This window comes from Acinetobacter sp. SFA (assembly GCF_001647535.1).
Lineage (GTDB): Bacteria > Pseudomonadota > Gammaproteobacteria > Pseudomonadales > Moraxellaceae > Acinetobacter > Acinetobacter pecorum.
On record NZ_LSZI01000018.1, the window covers coordinates 165341 to 183215 of the forward strand.

A 17875-nucleotide genomic window follows, 5' to 3' on the forward strand; every position below is an offset into this window, starting at 1 on the left:
GAGCCTAATGGCTCTATTTTTTTGCTACTTAATACAAAATACAAAATTTCCTAAAGAAAGCCCATCTATCTAGATGGGCTTTTTTGTGAATACGAAACGTTTGATATTCCATTGTAGTATGAATAATCTAACTATGATGATACTCGTGAAAGTAAAATATAATCCCCACCATCCATTGCCATACTTTGAACAAATTTACTTCTTTCCCAAAAAGCCTCTTTATCAATTGAATCCAATTCACAAAAAAATTTATGATACCAATATGCCCAAGGTTTACTTTTAAGAGTTTGATCCGGAATAGCCCTAGTTTTTCTGCTTACTTCATGCTCAAACTCAGTATAGTTCTCAGGCTGAATTTCATTTTCTATAATCTGATCTAAATTACGGAACTCACCTTCAACTCTATTTCTAATTTCATAGATATTGTCCCATGTATCTAATTTACTAATACAAATACTATCACTCGTATTCCAACTCACTTTAACGCTAGGATTAGGATCTTTTAAGTTTTCAATTTTCAATAAGACATAATTATGAGCTTCTTCGCTAAATGGGTAGAAGCTATATCTAAGACTTGTATCTTCCGCTACAAATAAATCTTTTGCTTTTTTTGCATCCTGATTACATACATCACATAGTGGGATTAAATTATCAGGATGAACTGCAAATAAGGGATATTTAGATTTGCATAATTGATGATCGTAATCTGCTCGCCATTGGTTCTCTACACCGATATTTGCTCTAAATGGTGCAAGCTTTTCCATACCACAAGCTTTACAAATATTACCGTTTAACGTTTCCACACGGAAAGCTTCAAAATGTCTATGGATATTTACTCCACCAGCCGCATCAATTATTGGCTGTAGATCTTTAGTTGCTCCATATAAATGAGCAGCCAATACTTTAAATGCTTCAAAAGTATTCGGATGAAGAAATTCTAACAAAGCCGGATTAGGTGTTAGAAAAAATGATGATAAATCTTGATTATCAACTACTATTCGATGTAATTGCTCACGAGTAGCCTCTGTCTCACTTTTTAAATTTTCAAATAACTTTTGAAATTTATCTCGAGTTAAATCATTCTTTTTTGGAGAACTTTTAACATTGCTCCAACAGGCACGACCTACAGACGTACGACTAAATAATCCTTTCCCAAAAGACTTTTGCTTAATAGATTTGTTTAAAAAATAAATTAACTCCTGATTTAGAAGTACAAAAACCTGAAATTTAGGGGTATCTGGATGTAATTTAAAAAGCATTAATCACTCAACTTTTTAATCAAATATGCACGTTCAGCTGAAAGACCCAAATTATCTTCAATCCATTGCTTCGCTTGAGCATCACCAAGCTTTAATTGCTCGCGTATCTCATCAATGACACTATGAGAAATCAAAGACTTCAGCCCAAAATACCTCTTAATAATCACATCAAAAGAGGCCCCATAAGTTTCTTCATTAACTGGTTTTAAATCAATCAAACCATTATGATTTCTTTCAAAAAAGAACACATTCTCTTTTTTAAGTGAAGAAATCATAAATGGTGAATGTGTTGATAAAAATATTTGAGAATCTTCTGCATTTTCCCCATTTATGTTCAAGGCATTTTCAAGATACGTGTGGAAATAAGTTCGCCATGACGGATTAAGATGTGTTTCAGGTTCATCAAATAGAAAGAGAGACTGCCCGAGACCAAAAATAGTCGAAGCTGCTAACACCTGCATAAGTTGAGCTTCACCATCCGAAAGATCATCAAAACATACTTCCTGATTCTTATTATTCAGAAATCTCAACTCAACCACACTTAGAGGTAACTGAGTTTTTAAAGGTGTTTTGACTGTTTCAATAAAGTCATCTTTAGCTAATTTTCTTCTGTTAGCAATAGGCCACTTCTTATTCCCTAATTGTTGCAACTTCAACAATCTTAGGAAAAATGATCTAGGATCATGATAATTAGCTTCGCGTAAATTATTTAGGATATTTGAATTACTAAAATCAAGTTCAATTATTCCAGCTAAATAATCAAGTTCAAACTGTTCAAATTGTTCATCACTAGTCATATTACCTATGGGAGTGAAATTATCTTGCTCTACAAAGCTTTTCAGCATTTGAATATCACGAATCACATCACTGTCTATTACACCAGATCTCAAATCGTAATAAATCTTTGCTTTTATAGGATGTTTGAATCCTAACGCACTTAATACTTGTTCAGTTCTCTCTGATGGCAATATCACTAAACTTAGCAACAAAAGGCCTGCACTATCGTAGTCAATATATATATGATTACTTAGCTTAGGATTAACCTCTCGAAGACTTAAATAATTATTCTGCTTAATTACTTCAGCATCCATTTGCTGCTCATTTTCTTTAGAATAAATATTCTCAAATATATGAGGATATTTTTTAAGGTATTGTTGATTAATTTCAGAAATTTGCTCTTCATTAACATCATTACTTAACTGTTTTTGGCGTTTTGCACTAATTCTTTTAATTTCAAAGTACTGTAATGAGTTTTTCATAAAAGCACGCTGAAGATTTTCATTTAGACCAGAAGCATATCCCACAATAAAATCAGGTAATGGAGCTCCCAAAAGCAGTGGATGCCGATCGCCATTTTCAGTATTTTTATAGGAATTTACATTACCTTGTTGATCAATATTCACCAAAATCATATCTTCCGTTTGATTCTGATTTTTGATTGAATACTGAACATTTACCCCAAATGGTAATGGAGTACGTGTAATAAAATCTTCTCGCTGCTTCCGCTCTAGATAAGCAAAGGTTTCTGCGATTAACTCTAGTAATTGTGACTTCCCAGAACCATTTAGACCAATTAATGCAAGTATATTTCCATCAGTATTTCGAAAATCGAAATACTGATCCTTTAAGCCCTTATATTGCCCAATTAGCTCTAAAGACAGTAAACGCATTATGCTTTACCTCGACCACGCTTTGTAGGAGGTTTAGCTAATTCACGCTCTGCCTTTATTCGTTTTAATAACGCTTCAGCACTGTTCTCACCACTGATCAACTCTGGATTAGCTTTACGCCACTCTGTAGTAAGTTCACCACGAAATGCTTTGGCAAGGATGGACTGTGCAAGGTTGTTTACTCGATCTAAAGCACTTTTGACTTGATCTTCAAATACATCGGCTTTAAAAAATAAGCTATTAACTCTATTAAGGATTTCTTTCTGCTCATTAATTGGAGGGACTCGTAATGGATAGCTTTTAAGAGCAGCTCCTGTTAAATGTTTAATCGTAGTTCCAGTAAATAGCTGATCCAATGTATTTCTATCAGCATCATTTTTTAAATTAAAAACTAACCACTCTGGCAGTAATCGATCTGAAACCCTAGCTCTATGCAACGCTTTCTGAAATATAATTGGTTCATTATAATCACTTTTCCAGATCGCACATCGTCCGGGCTCCCCACCCTCACAAATCAGTACATCCCCAACTTGAACAGCTAACTCAATTTGCTCTTTTTCAGATACTAATATTTCTTGTATATTCTCTAAATCGAAAGAAGCCCATCGAACATTGATATTACCTAAATACTTTGTCGGTTTTCCTTCATTTTTTTGCTTATCAAGCATTTTGCCTAATCGGCTTTTTACAAGGTGAGGGTAAATATCAACATCCCAATTAATTGGCACCCCACTCCCCCAATCCCATTTTGAATACTCTTCAATAATCCTACTATCACTATTTCCCCGCCACTCCTCAGTCAACTTTCCACTCACGGCAGCCGCAAGCACAGACTGGCGGAATTGTTTAAGAATTTCAGGGATACGCTCTAAACGTGCTTTAATGCTTTCAATTTGAGCAAGCAAAGTATCAAGCTTATCTGCAATGACTTTTTGTTCGGCTAGAGGAGGAAGTGGAAACTTAAACCCTTGTACATCCGAGGACTTAGCAGCAGGATATAAAGCCCCTTGAACGGCTCCACTAATTGAATCAATAAATTCTTTTGACCGAGTTAATCCAAAGATATATCTACTATCAACTAAACAAGGTCGTATTACTTCAAATCCTGTAGACGCAATCTGCCCATCAAACTCACTTGTGACAAGTGCAACAGCATTTAGATTTGGGCGTGTTAACGACACAAGCACATCACCATTTCTGATAGCTTTTCGTGCTCGACTAGGGGCATTCTTACCCATCAAGATTTGAGGGTCACTAATTCTCTTTAAAACACGATCAATACTGCCAATATCGACATACGTAAATGTTTCGTCTTGATCCGGTGCTCTCTGATCACCCTTTATTGCCACTTCTGAAATAGTTGCAAGAGCCCAGCTGTCTGGCAATTCAAACTGACTCATCAATTAGCCCCTAAAGCAGCTAATAACGAATCCAGCTCAGCTAATGCAGCTACAAGCTCCTCTTTAGCTTCACGTGCTAAAACCTCTGGTTCAGGCAAATTCGCAGCATCTACACTATCTTTATCTTTCAGCCAGCTAATATCTAATGAATCATTTTTATTCTCAGCAATCCATTCACGGCTAAAACAACGCCAGCGACTATGCGCTAACTCTTTATTTACATTTCGATTTGCATCATCATTCGCTAACTCTACCGATAAAGCATCAAAACTATATTCATCTTCTTGTCGTAGGCTTAGTCCTTTAGGATCATCTCCATAAACATCTTCAAATGGTTTTAAATGTTGCTCCGTAAATGGTGTACGCTTACCAAAACTTGGCATATTAGTACGCAAATCATAGATCCAAACTTGCTTGGTACAATTTTCTTCTTGGTATTTATCTTCAGGACTACCTTTAGTGAAAAACAACACATTCGTTTTTACACCTTGCGCGTAAAAAATGCCCGTTGGCAAACGCAGAATCGTATGTAAGTTACATTTATTCATCAAATCTCGACGAATATCCGTGCCTGTATTAGCTTCGAATAAAACGTTATCTGGAAGAACTACTGCTGCTCGTCCACCTGGTTTCAAACCACGATAAATATGCTGTAAAAAGGCCAATTGCTTGTTACTGGTTGGGTAAGTTAAGTCATCACGCGTAATACTTGCCTCGCCCCCCTTAGATGTCCCAAAAGGTGGGTTAGCAAGAATGATATCTACTTTCTCTAGTTTTTCTCCAACTTGACCAAGGGAATTTCCCAAATGAACAACACCTTCGTTATCACCTTCCATGCCGTGTAGTAAACAGTTCATTAATGCTAGACGACGCGTACTTGGAACAAGTTCAACACCAATGAAAGCTTTATTTTTTTGGAATTGCTGCTGCTGACTGGTTAACTCAAATAAATCGTCTGTCTGTTCTTTAATATATTGATCTGCTGCAATTAAAAATCCTGCTGTACCTGCTGCTGGATCTTGGATAGTCTCACCAGCTTGAGGTTTTAAACAACGTACCATACTGTTAATTAATGGTCGTGGAGTAAAGTATTGCCCTGCACCAGACTTTGTTTCACTTGCATTTTTTTCTAGTAAGCCTTCGTATAAATCACCTAAACCATCTCTTTGTGCACTGAACCAATCAATCTTATCTAGTGTTTTAATCATTTGTTCTAAATGACGTGGTTCACGCAAACGTGTCTGCGCATTTGCATAAATTGCTGAAATGAGTGGATCTTCATGAATTTGCTTACCCTCATGATCTTTACCCGTAGATAAACTCAGAAGAATACGTTTGTAATCGTTCAACAAATTCAAACCAGATTTACCTTGCAAGTCTGTCCAGCGACAACCTTCTGGTAAAGGAAGCTTCTTTAATATTCCAGCCTCTGTATTCTCATGAACCATTTTTATAAACAGCAATAACACGAGTTCAGTCACGTAATCTGAGTAATTAATCCCGTCATCACGTAATACATCACAAAGATTCCAAAGTTTTTGAACAATGTCATTGTTGGTCATGGTCTATCCAATAAATAATTTATGCGCTGTGAGGAAGCCAAATGGCCTCACTTAATTGATTTAATACAGTATCAAGTTGATTGCCAAGCAACTTATCCATTTGCTTAGCACCACCTTGATCACTAAAACGGTTATTTACAAATTCACGATCAATAATGACTTCATGTACAAGTTGTTTTGCTAACCGCTCTAACCACTTACGTTGTGCAGGTGTCCAAGAGTGCAGATTATAAATCCGTTGCATACCTTGCGAAACACGTTGTTCAAAAGGAATCAATGCCTCACCCAAAGCTGCTCGTCGGATATGGCCGACAATACTCGCAGCAATGTCTTGATTCGTTTGCTTTAGTACTGCACTTCTTAAAGTCGCTTCATTATAGCCATTGTTATTTAGTAACAACTTAACTTCTTTCAACTGTTCTCTAGTTAAATCTTTCGGTCTGTTCACTACTACAGCTAAAGCAACTGACTGATTTAACTGATCACGAATAAATTGATTGAATTGGTCTAAATAATCTTCGGGTTTCTTATATTGTCCATAAGTCTGTTCTCTATTTAGTAATTCATCAGCATGCTCGGAAATTACTGGTTTCCTTTCAGATCCTATTAGCTCGTTAATACTTGCGATCTGAGTAAGTAAATTTGCATGCTGTACTAAAAACCTAGCTGCATTCTTAGGACCAATTTTGTGCAAATGTTGGTGTAATAATTTAGGCTCTATACCCCATTGTTGTTGAAGTTCATCTAACTTTTGTTTTAATACAAGCTTACTTTCAGCTTTCTTATCAGCTTTACGTAATACTCTCATCAACTTCTGACTAAGTTGATCAAGAACGAGATGGGCATGAGTTTGCCCTGATTGTTCTCCTGAAATTTTCAAAGATTTATTTAATAATTCAGGGTCTGTTAGTTCATTTACCAGTTGTTCGATCGTAATGTTAGGGTCTTTCACAAGAGGTTTCATCGTATTGACCTCCTGCAAAGCCGCATAGATATCAACTGGATCATAAATACGAAAAACAGTTTTACCAATCTCATCACAACGACGGGTTGCACGTCCAATCATTTGCTCGTATAAAATTCTTGACTTTACACGGCGCATGAATACTAGATTACAGATTTTAGGAACATCTATTCCTGTAGTTAGTAAATCAACAGTTATCGCTATATTTGGATACCTTTCATTTTTATACTGGCGAATGAGTAAGTCTACCTTGTCACTTTTACCAGTGATTTTTGCGACAGCAGCCTGATTATATTCATCGCTATAAATCTCTTTGAAAGCATCATCTAAAAGACGCTTCACCATATCAGCATGGGAATCAGTGGCACAAAAGATCATGGTTTTTTCATCACCAAACGGATCAATCTCTTGTGCCAGTTGTTCGCAAATCACTCGGTTAAAGTTTTCATTAATGACCTGACGATTGAAGGATTCCACCTCAAACTTCAGTTCATCTTCTAATTCCGCACTTTCAATTGAACCTGTTTGTGTATTAATGGCACTAACTTTTGCGCCTTTATTAAATTTGATTCCATTTTTAGTTAATAAAGTTTCATATCTAATAGGAGGTTCATGATCAATCAACCAATCCTCCGCAACAGCCTCACGATATGAGTAGGTATAAACTGGTTTACCAAAAATCTCACTGGTATGTTTTGCGGGAGTGGCTGTCAAACCGACCTTAACAGCATCAAAATACTCTAATACTCTACGATAGCTTGATAGATACTGAGCTACATCTCGAGTGGCAATTTCACCTTCTGTCATTTCTTGATCAAGGTTATAACCACGGTGAGCCTCATCGACGATGATGCAGTCAAATTGATCAACTGGCGGCGGGTTATCACTCATAAAAATTCGCTTAAACATAGCTTGAACAGTTGCAACTTGCACCCGAGTTTCAGCCTCAGCCACCATGTCACCCAGTTCAGCTACATTATAAATTTTTGATAAAGTATAGTTTTGCTCTAAAGGTGCTTCATTAAACGCATCTAAAGCCTGATTCCCTAATGCTGTACGATCCACTAAAAATAAAATTCGCTTAAAACGTTCAGCTTTTAAAAAACGGTACATTAATCCAATGATGGTACGAGTTTTTCCTGTACCAGTTGCCATTGCTAACAAGGCAGATCTCACCCCTTGGGCCAAGACATTTTCAACAGCAATAATAGCTTTTTGTTGATAATCACGAACTTTTAGATAACCGAATGGCTCATCTTTTAATTTTTGCTGTGCCTCTTCTTTACTTCGTTTAAGTATATCTAATAAACCTTCTGGAGTATGAAAGGATTGTAATGGACGTCTAGTGTTACTCACATTGCGTACATCTCTAAACCAAGTTCCAGACTGTTCTGCCGATTGTTTAAAATACTCGCGACCATTACAAGAATATGCAAATGGAATACGATAGAAGCTATCAACACCGTCAGACCAAGGTTGTGATAGTCCTTCAAATAACCAAGCTCCTTGCAATGGGGCTTCAATGCTTATCCCTCGGCTATAACGTTCAGCTTGTGTGATTGCACCAGCTACATTCAGATTTTCTTTTTTTGCCTCAACTACAGCAATTGGAGTTAATCCTATAAAGAGCACATAATCAGCACGTTGACCGTTAAAATTTCCCTTCATCGGCCATTCAGCAATTGCCATATTCCGCCCTTTTTCAGGACGAGCACCTTTACAATAATCCAGTTCTTGTGTATCTGCTTCCCAACCAGCCTCTTGTAATTGCTGATCAATCAAAATACGAGTCAGCTTTTCGTCTAATACAATAGATTGACTTGCAGCCCTTACATTGCGACCAATTTGTTGACGTTTAACAGAAACATCTTTTTCATTCTGATTTGAAAGTTGTTGCTGTAACTCCTTGACCTTCTCGTCATATTCTCGTTGTTGCTTTGCAAGAGCTTCTTCATGTACTTTAGCTTGAGCCGAAAATTTCTGAGCAGCTTCATCCATTGCTAAAGCTAATGCTTCATATTCTGACTTTTCCTTAACAATTAAATCATTTAACTGCTGGCTAGAATCTAGCTGAACATTGGCTTTTTGCAGATCATTTCGTAATTCCGATATTTCAGCCTGTAAATCTCGCAATTGTTGACTAGGATCAACAGGAGGCACAAAAGGTTCAGGTTTAAAGTCTGGCCCAGCTTTACCAAAAGAACGATGGAACCAAATTGCTAGATTTCGCGCTATAACTAAACCACTTATCGCTTCTTTATGTTTTGTTCTAAATTGATGATTGGCTTTATTCCCCTCAATTCTTAAAGTATGAAATAAGTCACGTACAACTTTATCTAACTTCAGCTCATTACTTATCTTATAGATCAAATCAGCCTGCGTAGTTTTTTCATCAAACTCAATGCCCAGATTCACAGCCATGTGTTGAGCTATAGCTTCACCCAATTGACGAAGTTTGATAAGTGTTATATTTGGATCACTATAAAAAGCTCTTTCCGCAGTCCCAGCCAGTTCAACAAATAAAGGGTCGTACTCGGCTAAAAAATCAAAATTTGTTGATTCAGGTGGCACGTTAAGCCTCTCTGTCTTATTTTTGTCAAAAGTAATAATCCGTTACTCAAGCATTAACCCATAATCTGATGACCTATGCTTAGTAACTATCTTCTTTTATATTAGCCCAACAATGACTTATGTAGATCAATAAATTATAAATATTTCTACAAATTATAGAGGTCACCTTACGACACAAGATGTCGTACAAATTTTAGATTACCCTAGTTAAATCATTTTTAAATCTAGACAAAGCATAAGATCGAGTTAAGATTCTAAAAGGCTAATATATCAACAAAATATATTTTAATAATTTTTACTCAACGCTTACTTATATCCAGGGGTGCCACTTGCAAATTTTGGTAATAGAAAATGAACTAAGAGATGTTGTAAGTAGAATTATTACTCAAGTAGAACTATCCACCAAACAAAATAGATATGACATTAATTTAGCACTCGAAGATGCATTTATTCCTATTCTTAAATCAATTTTTAATTTAAGTAACCTTGTAAATCTTAATCGTAAACAAAAAAATTATCCTGGTATCGATCTTGGAGATGAGTTTGATCGAGTAGCATTCCAAATCACATCAAGTACTAACTTAGAAAAAGTAAAAAAGACAATAACTCAATTTAAGGATAAAAAATTCTATAACTCCTTTGATGAATTATTTATTTTAATGCTTACTAAAAAACAATCTTCTTATAGCCAAAGTGCTATTGACCAAATAACAGAAGATTTATTTAGTTTTAAAACCGCTGAACATATTATTGATTTAGGTGACTTACTTGAACGCATCACAGGCTTACGAATACCAACTCAAGAAAGAATACTTAATGAATTTAAACTAATTTTGGGAGAAATAGACTCAAAAATAGCTTACCTAATAGATAACGAAGAAAAAACTCATAATTTACTAAGCAATCTTGTATCTATTGAATTTCCTAAAAACATCTATGTTGCTGACTTAATTATTGATGATAAAGAAATCATTAAGGAAGCTAGAGCACAGCTTAATTTTAAAAAATCTAGAGCTAACAAGAGCCTTATCGTAAAACTTGCATTAGTGTTAGCCAACAAATCTTCAGATGCTTGGGTTTGTTATGAAAATAAACTCTTCACTTTTATCAACTTAGAAAAAGATTCTAGTATATTTAGCGGAATAATTGACCAGAACAATATAGAGATCTTGTCATCACAAGATCTTTATCTTAGTACTAGTTTAGATAATCTAAATATTTTCAAACAGTTACTTCATAAAGCAACTATTGAAAGACTCAAACTTAGAAATGTACGTTGGAGTCAAGAAAATAAAAATTTCTATTTTACTTCTGAACAAGAGAATAGATTAGAAACATGGATTGGAAAGAAGAAAGCTACTCGTACTGTTTATGAAAAGGTTTTATCTAAAAAAGATCCTACTAAAATTTCCCATCATAAACATCTCAGCTTTTCACTATCCTTCATTAATATTGAAGACCAATGGTTTGGTAATATTATTCCTAGTTGGCTCTATACATATAACGGTTATAAAAAATCACGTTTTCATGAGGATCTACTTTCTAAACAGAAACGTCTTGAACATAATCAATCCGTAAAAAATTTAGTAAGATTTTTAGCCTATTTCCTCGCTAATGATGATCCTAATAAAGATACTGAAATAACTTATAAAAACCTCTTAGAAATGACAAGTGAGACAGGAGCAATCTTAACAGATGCTCTATTAGCCGTTGAAGAGACTGAAGAAACTATTTGGGAGGGTATAGAATGAAACTTAAAATTTTAGATGAGCCAAGTCTTGAGTTTGGAAATGGCGTACATATTTGCCCTAAAGCTGGTATTGAAACTCAAGGTGTTTACGATAAAAAAGATGAACTAAGACGCAATGAGCTACGTATTGGTATGGTAGGCCGTGGTGAAGGTATCGACAAACTTGATGTCTGGCTTGATTATTGTACACATGCAATTCTCGGTAAGGCTGAAACATCATATCCCAATTTATTTCGTGGTTTTGGAGGAATTAACCAAACTTATGGATTTTATACTCGTCTAATTCGCTCTCCACAATTTTCTAGAACAATTCAACGTACTGAAATTCTGAAAGTAATAAATTTGCCTACTCAGAATGAACGGATACAAAGTTGTGTTGAACTTTATTATGATCAAATTAGATTCTTATCTGAGAATCGCTCGATTGATGTAATTATTTGTGCAATTCCAGACGATTTGTATAAAGCTCTTACAAAGGAAACTCTCTCAACTGAACCAATTAATAAAAATGAGAGCAATAATCAAGAAGAAATTGAATTTAACTTTCGTCGATTATTAAAGGCTAAATGCATGCATTTAGGTATACCATTACAGCTTGCCCAGGAAAATAGCCTCGACAAAGACAAGTTAGCTGGTCGTCAAGATGTTGCTACTAGAGCTTGGAATTTTTGCACAGCCCTATATTACAAAGGCAATAGAACTGTTCCTTGGCGATTAGTAGAAGATAAATACAAACCTAAGACATGCTATATAGGGGTAGGATTTTACTATAGCCGTGATAGAGAAACTGTTTCTACAAGCTTAGCACAAGTTTTTGATGAGTTTGGACACGGAGTTATTCTTCGAGGTAGCCCTGTATCATTAGATAAAGATAATAAGCGTCCATACATGAATGAAGAACAAGCATATGAACTATTGTTGAATGCACTAACAGAATATGATCGCGCCTTACATCAAATGCCAGCAAGAATTGTTATTCATAAATCTAGTAAGTTTAGGGATTCTGAAATTAAAGGATTTTCTAGAGCAATTCAGGAAAAAGGAATTCGATCTAAAGATTTCGTATCAATTACAAATACTAGTATTAGACTTTTCGGAGAAGGACATTACCCTCCTCACAGAGGAACTCTTATGTCTCTCGATGATAATACGGCTATACTGTATACCAAGGGGTTTGTAGACTTCTATAAAACCTATCCTGGAATGTATATCCCAAATCCAATATTAGTTTCAGTTTACGAGAATGATTCCTCCTTAGAAGAATTATGCAAAGAGGTTTTAGGATTAACGAAAATGAATTGGAATAATACCCAACTAGATGGCCGACTCCCTATCACCTTAGAATGTGCTCAAAAAGTTGGAGATATCATTAAATACATTCCTCCTCATGAAAAACCTCAGGTGAATTACAGTTTTTATATGTAAAACAAGTTGATATTAAGGTTAAATTATCTATCACATAAACAATATATCAACTAAATCAAGCAAAGGTTTTAATTATGACAATTGAAGACTTAGTAAATGAACGTGAAATAGCTAAGGCAGCAGCTCTTATACTTCAAAAACGCTTTATTGAAGTTGCACGTACTAAAACAGTACTCTATGTAGAGAATGATATTGTATGGAGCAAAGCTCCCAATAGCGAACCTGTATTGGTTAAAAAGTTATCTGGACGCAATCCGGATCTTGCGAAAAGGTTTGCTGGCCGAGGGACTTACAAAATTAAAAAACGTGATAATGATTTTATTACCTAATAGTAGTCTATCTTTGAACGCATACTATCCGTCTTCAAGATAGATAATTATAAAAATAATAGTAAATTAAGAAATAGCTAGAAGCCTCATTAGTCTTTAGGCAGCAAATCATGTGGTGCAACTTTAAGAATTTGTGCAATCTCATAGAGCTTTAGTACCGTGATATTTACTTCTCCTCGCTCAATACGTCCCACATAACTACGATCGATATTGCAAAGTAATGCTAATTTTTCTTGAGTAATTTTCTGCTCAATTCGACAATTCCGAATAGCATGTCCAATTTTCTGTGCTAAATCGTTCATAAGTTCTATTCCTATAAAGAATAGAACTATTCATTTTTGAGGACTAAGTATCCACGGCTTATAATCCTCATAAGCATTAGATTTTAAAATTTTATATTTAAAAATAAAACCTTAAATAAGACAGAAAAACGGATTATAATCCCCTTTATTTTTACGTATTACTTTTAAATGATTGAAATTAAGCACCCTCTAAAAGAGCAGTTTCTTGTAGTTATTGAGAATGACATTCTCTTATTCTTGTTCAAACCTAAAGATCTTTGGATACGCTTTAAAGGTGCTCCTGATTCACTAAAATGGCAAACATATTCGTTAATTAAACAATTATTGAAATTTGGCTACTTAAGAAAAGAATATGATGATGAAGGAAATCAATTTTATTCAGAAACTGATAAATTAACTGATTTTAGAATTACTCACTGTAAAGAAAAAGCGGTGAAAGTATTAACTAAAAAATTAAGCTTACTTAAACAAGAGGAGTTAGAAAAAAACTTGGAAATACAGGAAACTAATGAACTATGCAAACAATTACCGGAAATTAATTATTGCTTCAAAAACTATATAAGAGACCGAAACAACCTAATATCAAAAATACAAAATAAGAAAAAAATTATATCTAATATTATTAAAGACATTGATTTATTAGTTTATTAAAATAAATAAAATATTATCTTAACGTTTTATTAATTAAAATAAAAAAAATTAATCCATTATAATAAGTGCTTGCAAAACTAAAAAAAACCTCTATTTTTAGATTAATTTCTAATTATTTTTACTACTATCATGAAAACCAATCAGCAAATTAAAGATGATTTTGAGCAAGCTGGAATTAGCATTTCCGATTGGAGCTTAAAACATAATTTTTCTAGAGATTTAGTTTATAGAATTCTCAATACAAATCGTTTGCCCAAGCGTGGTGAGAGTAAAAGAATTGCTATTGCGCTTGGATTAATTACAGAGGAGGAGAAAGCAAAATGATTTAGAAAAAAAATAAAGCGGATTCATAGAATCCGCTCTACCCGTTTGCAATCAAGAGAAAGCTAACTAGTCGTATTTTTAGTATCTCTTGATTGCAATGTTCCGTCAAGTCTTGAGCAATAAAATCAAATTGCTCAAAGCTTTATCTCATCCTAAAAAATGTGAGAACAGCAATGCAATCCAATTATCTAGAACAGAAAACTAAGCTCCTCAATCAGAACCTATTAGGAAAATTTGAAGATGCTTTTCAAAAACAGACTCATGTATCATCCAAATTCATTGGTGAACGTAGAGTAAAGTCACGTATAGGTAGTCGTGTATCACTCTTTCCAAGTGTCAAAAATCAAGGATTAATATGTCTTGAGAGTAATTTGGAACTAGCCCATGCTATAGCTTTGGAGCGTAATGAAGATATACTTCAATACAGAACGCAAGCTGTTCAGATCTTTATTAATGATCGACACTTTATTATTCCAGACTTCATTATAAAAACGTTGAATGGATATGAAGTTCATGAAATTAAACCTAATTTAAAAACACTTTCAGAAAAAAATATTACAAGATTTAAATTAGCTAAAAACATTTTAAATAGTTATTCAATTAAATTTAAAACTTTTGACCGTACTACTCTTCTTTCAAAACAAGAATACCTTTTCTTAAGTATCAGCTATCAAAGAGCAAATTATAAAAAAATAAATAAAATTGATTTAGAAAAAGCAGACACTATTATTAGAAAAAATAAATTCAAAAATAAAATAGATCTATATAATTTAATGAATTTCAACAATTTAGACCCACTGATTTCTGATTATTTCATTTTTTATAAAAAAATTTTAGGGATTTAATTATGAGAAATAACACTAAATTAAAAATTGGTGATCGATTTAAATATCGTGATGAACTTTATGAAATATGCCACATAGAAAATGAAATTATCCGCTACTCTAATGTCATTAGTGGAAATATGTATTTCATAACAAGAGATGATTTAATTCAGAAAATCTTAAATGGAGATATAAAGTTAACTAATTTAAGCATTCCGCAATTTCACAAAAATAAGGCTCTGACAATTGAGGAAATTTTCAAGTATCTTAACTACATTTTCTCAAACAAAATTCCATGTTCGATCAAGCATTTGAAAGTTGCAATTATAAATATAACTAAAGAAAATCCTAAACTTAGAAAAATATCTGCAAGCACTTTGGCGAGGTATATAAAGATATATCGTGATAACTCAAATTCCTTTCATGATTTTTATCAAGGAACTGGTGGAAACAGAAGTTTAAGATTCTCGATTGAAATTGAAGAAATTATTAATGAAGTCATTTTTGATTTCATTAAAGAAAGAGAAAACTTCAGTCCAAGTGATGCTCATTTAATTATTAAAGATCGAATATTATCACTTAATCTAAACGCTAAAATACCATCTGAACGAACTATATCTCGGCGTTTTGAGAGACTTGATCCCTATATTGTAGTTAAGAATAAAAATGGATCAAAAGAAGCAAATAGACAATTTAAGGCATCTGGTCGGAGCTTAGTATCGCCTGGTTTACTTGCAATAGTTCAAATCGATACACATGAGATTGATTGCATCATATTAGATAAAAGCGGAAATGTACTTGGTAGACCACAACTTTGCATTGCGATAGATGTTTATACTCGAGGTATAGTAGGTTGGCACTTGTGTATGTTACCTCCCTCAGCAACAAAAACATTACTTACACTTAAAAATATGTTGATGAGACCTCATCTCGGAAAAATAGGAGGACTTCCAACAGTAATAATCCCAGACAATGGTTGCGAGTTTAATAATAATGCTTTAGCTAATTTTTGTAATAATTTTAATATTACTAAGTCAGAATCACAGCCTTACTCTCCCAATAATAAAGCTCATATTGAAAGTTTTTTTAGGTCATTAAATATGAGCATTATTCATAAACTTAAGGGTACTACATACTCATCACCAGTCCATAGAGGAGATTATGATTCTGTAGGAAATGCTTGTTATACATTAGATACATTAAGAGATTTAGTGAATGAATGGATTGAGAACATATATCATAAGCGAATTCATTCAGGGACAAATCAAAGACCTGAAAAAATGTGGCAAGAAGCGTCTAAAATATTTCCTGTTTTAACCATTCCTGAATTAGAAATTGAAAGAAAATGTCGGACTGTGTTCCGATATAGAATCAGCAAAGGGCAAATAAACTTAAAAGGTCTAAGGTATAAATCTCAAGCCCTCGCCACATTAAATTATTATTTCAAAGATAAAGTCACGATTTATGTTAATCAACTAGATTTAAGCTCTGTTTATATACAAGACCCATTTGATAAACATAATCTGATTCAAGCAGATTCAATATATCCTGAGGCTACTAAAGATTTAACTTTAGCTGAATGGTTAGAAGCTAAGGAAATATTGCGAGAGAAGTATAAATGTAACCCTGATGAGATTAAAAATGAAGAAATTTTATATCTTGCTCGTTTAAATTTTCTAGAAAAAATACAAAAGCTTAATCGAAGAAATAAACGTTTTAGACAGGTTAAGAATGATCTGCCTTCAATGATTACGAGCTTTGAAAGACACTTAAATTTAGTAACATTAAGTGAGGAAGATAAAGCTATCAAAACACAGTGCAACTCAAAAACAACCCCTTCCCTTACATTTGACAATTTACCTCCAGATTTAACTGATTTTTTCTATGAGGAGGTAAATTTTGATGAATAGTAATAAAAACATTGAAACTCTCTCTAAGTTACGGAACTTCATTTGTCATCATTCAGACTTCTCAAAAGCTTTAACGTCTATTGATGAGTGCATGCAAATGAGTTACATGGAAAATCGACCTATTGGCTCCTTGTTACTTGGTGCAGGGGGTGTAGGTAAATCTACTATATGTAAGCTTATTAAAAGCAGACATAAGCCTTATAAATGTATAGAGGATAACTTTGAGAAGTTAATAGTACCGGCTTTTTACTTTCCTGTTCCTTCACCAATCACTATTAAAAGCCTAGCCATTCGAATGCTTGAAGAGCTAGGATGTACAGATCATAGAGGTACAAGTGAGCAATTAAACTATCGATTACGCATTCTCTTAAAAGAATGTAAGACACAACTTATCATGCTGGATGAATTTCATCATATTTATAGCTCGAGTGCCCAAAAGAATAAAACATCTGAAAATGTAGCCAACTGGATTAAAACATTAGCTGATGAAACTAAAATATCTATATGTTTGGTCGGGTTACCTACTATTCAAGATAATCTTTTTATTGACAGTCAACTAGCACGCAGATTTTCTTGTGTCTTACAACTCAATCCTTTGACCTTAAATAAATATGATCAATCTGGGACACTTATGCCCTTTTTGAAACAGACCTCTCTATACATAGCAAAGAACTTCAATCTTAGCTTTGATCCCGAAATTTTCTCAAAAGATTTATCTAAGCGCATATTTTTAGCCACTAGTGGCTTCCAAGCCTATGTCATGCAGCTGATACATCAAAGCTGTCTGAATGCACTAAGCGATAATCGTACGGTTGTTTCAATGAATGACTTTCATAAAGCTTATGCATTAAAAAGTATCTTATATAAACCCATGACTAACAAAGATCTTTTTTTACTTAATCCCTCTCAAATTACTGAAATCTTAATTTAATAT

Annotated in this window: 14 protein-coding genes; 8 read left to right on the forward strand and 6 right to left on the reverse strand. The window is 34.0% G+C overall.

The genetic code is table 11. From position 1 onward, the window contains the following. Window positions 1–131: 131 nt before the first annotated feature. Genes AY607_RS10620 through hsdR form a run of 5 tightly spaced genes read right to left on the reverse strand, consistent with a single transcriptional unit; the run spans window position 132 to window position 9426 of the window. The gene (locus AY607_RS10620; protein WP_064102497.1) at window positions 132–1259 is read right to left on the reverse strand and encodes a hypothetical protein; all 1128 of its coding nucleotides are present in this window, start codon (window positions 1257–1259) and stop codon (window positions 132–134) included. Next, window positions 1259–2929 carry an AAA family ATPase gene (locus AY607_RS10625; protein WP_064102498.1) on the reverse strand — a complete coding sequence of 557 codons (1671 nt, stop codon included), beginning with the start codon at window positions 2927–2929 and terminating at the stop codon, window positions 1259–1261. The genes AY607_RS10620 and AY607_RS10625 overlap by 1 nt, the downstream gene beginning before the upstream one ends. After that, window positions 2929–4329, reverse strand: coding sequence for a restriction endonuclease subunit S (locus tag AY607_RS10630; RefSeq protein WP_064102499.1), 1401 nt, complete (start codon window positions 4327–4329; stop codon window positions 2929–2931). The genes AY607_RS10625 and AY607_RS10630 overlap by 1 nt, the downstream gene beginning before the upstream one ends. Further along, window positions 4329–5891, reverse strand: coding sequence for an N-6 DNA methylase (locus tag AY607_RS10635; RefSeq protein WP_064102500.1), 1563 nt, complete (start codon window positions 5889–5891; stop codon window positions 4329–4331). The genes AY607_RS10630 and AY607_RS10635 overlap by 1 nt, the downstream gene beginning before the upstream one ends. Before the next feature lie 19 nt (window positions 5892–5910). Then, window positions 5911–9426, reverse strand: coding sequence for a type I restriction-modification system endonuclease (gene hsdR, locus AY607_RS10640; protein WP_155858360.1), 3516 nt, complete (start codon window positions 9424–9426; stop codon window positions 5911–5913). 329 nt (window positions 9427–9755) lie between these two features. Here hsdR and AY607_RS10645 point away from each other — a divergent pair, with 329 nt between their 5' ends. The 3 genes from AY607_RS10645 (at window position 9756) to AY607_RS10655 (ending at window position 12930) form a co-directional block, all read left to right on the forward strand. Next, window positions 9756–11177 (forward strand): SMEK domain-containing protein, encoded by a 1422-nt coding sequence (locus AY607_RS10645; RefSeq protein ID WP_171255302.1) that lies wholly within the window; start codon window positions 9756–9758, stop codon window positions 11175–11177. Further along, window positions 11174–12601, forward strand: a complete 1428-nt coding sequence (locus AY607_RS10650) for an argonaute/piwi family protein (protein WP_064102502.1) — start codon at window positions 11174–11176, stop codon at window positions 12599–12601. Before AY607_RS10645 ends, AY607_RS10650 begins: the two co-directional genes overlap by 4 nt. Before the next feature lie 74 nt (window positions 12602–12675). Further along, window positions 12676–12930 carry a hypothetical protein gene (locus AY607_RS10655; RefSeq protein ID WP_064102503.1) on the forward strand — a complete coding sequence of 85 codons (255 nt, stop codon included), beginning with the start codon at window positions 12676–12678 and terminating at the stop codon, window positions 12928–12930. 89 nt (window positions 12931–13019) lie between these two features. Here the strand turns inward: AY607_RS10655 and AY607_RS10660 are convergent, their stop codons facing one another. Next, window positions 13020–13232 (reverse strand): helix-turn-helix domain-containing protein, encoded by a 213-nt coding sequence (locus tag AY607_RS10660; protein ID WP_004281769.1) that lies wholly within the window; start codon window positions 13230–13232, stop codon window positions 13020–13022. A 168-nt stretch (window positions 13233–13400) separates the two neighbouring features. Here AY607_RS10660 and AY607_RS10665 point away from each other — a divergent pair, with 168 nt between their 5' ends. The 5 genes from AY607_RS10665 to AY607_RS10685 all read left to right on the forward strand — a co-directional run bounded on the left by AY607_RS10665 (window position 13401) and on the right by AY607_RS10685 (window position 17872). Next, entirely contained in the window at window positions 13401–13883 is a 483-nt protein-coding gene (locus AY607_RS10665) for a hypothetical protein (protein ID WP_064102504.1), read from the forward strand. Between the two features lie 129 nt (window positions 13884–14012). After that, window positions 14013–14207: a hypothetical protein gene (locus AY607_RS10670; protein WP_064102505.1), complete on the forward strand. Its 195-nt coding sequence runs from the start codon at window positions 14013–14015 to the stop codon at window positions 14205–14207. A 173-nt stretch (window positions 14208–14380) separates the two neighbouring features. Further along, a complete protein-coding gene (locus AY607_RS10675) occupies window positions 14381–15052 on the forward strand; it encodes a TnsA endonuclease N-terminal domain-containing protein (RefSeq protein WP_064102506.1) in 672 nt (223 codons plus the stop codon). Between the two features lie 2 nt (window positions 15053–15054). Beyond that, window positions 15055–16941 (forward strand): DDE-type integrase/transposase/recombinase, encoded by a 1887-nt coding sequence (locus AY607_RS10680; RefSeq protein ID WP_064102507.1) that lies wholly within the window; start codon window positions 15055–15057, stop codon window positions 16939–16941. After that, entirely contained in the window at window positions 16934–17872 is a 939-nt protein-coding gene (locus AY607_RS10685; RefSeq protein WP_064102508.1) for a TniB family NTP-binding protein, read from the forward strand. Before AY607_RS10680 ends, AY607_RS10685 begins: the two co-directional genes overlap by 8 nt. Window positions 17873–17875: the final 3 nt, after the last annotated feature.

What these genes read in the sequence shown, in the direction of transcription:
- AY607_RS10620 (WP_064102497.1), bottom strand. Translation starts at nt 1,259, where the DNA reads ATGCTTTTTAAATTACATCCAGATACCCCTAAATTTCAGGTTTTTGTA.
- AY607_RS10625 (WP_064102498.1), bottom strand. Translation starts at nt 2,929, where the DNA reads ATGCGTTTACTGTCTTTAGAGCTAATTGGGCAATATAAGGGCTTAAAG.
- AY607_RS10630 (WP_064102499.1), bottom strand. Translation starts at nt 4,329, where the DNA reads ATGAGTCAGTTTGAATTGCCAGACAGCTGGGCTCTTGCAACTATTTCA.
- AY607_RS10635 (WP_064102500.1), bottom strand. Translation starts at nt 5,891, where the DNA reads ATGACCAACAATGACATTGTTCAAAAACTTTGGAATCTTTGTGATGTA.
- AY607_RS10650 (WP_064102502.1), top strand. Translation starts at nt 11,174, where the DNA reads ATGAAACTTAAAATTTTAGATGAGCCAAGTCTTGAGTTTGGAAATGGC.
- AY607_RS10655 (WP_064102503.1), top strand. Translation starts at nt 12,676, where the DNA reads ATGACAATTGAAGACTTAGTAAATGAACGTGAAATAGCTAAGGCAGCA.
- AY607_RS10660 (WP_004281769.1), bottom strand. Translation starts at nt 13,232, where the DNA reads ATGAACGATTTAGCACAGAAAATTGGACATGCTATTCGGAATTGTCGA.
- AY607_RS10665 (WP_064102504.1), top strand. Translation starts at nt 13,401, where the DNA reads ATGATTGAAATTAAGCACCCTCTAAAAGAGCAGTTTCTTGTAGTTATT.
- AY607_RS10670 (WP_064102505.1), top strand. Translation starts at nt 14,013, where the DNA reads ATGAAAACCAATCAGCAAATTAAAGATGATTTTGAGCAAGCTGGAATT.
- AY607_RS10675 (WP_064102506.1), top strand. Translation starts at nt 14,381, where the DNA reads ATGCAATCCAATTATCTAGAACAGAAAACTAAGCTCCTCAATCAGAAC.
- AY607_RS10680 (WP_064102507.1), top strand. Translation starts at nt 15,055, where the DNA reads ATGAGAAATAACACTAAATTAAAAATTGGTGATCGATTTAAATATCGT.
- AY607_RS10685 (WP_064102508.1), top strand. Translation starts at nt 16,934, where the DNA reads ATGAATAGTAATAAAAACATTGAAACTCTCTCTAAGTTACGGAACTTC.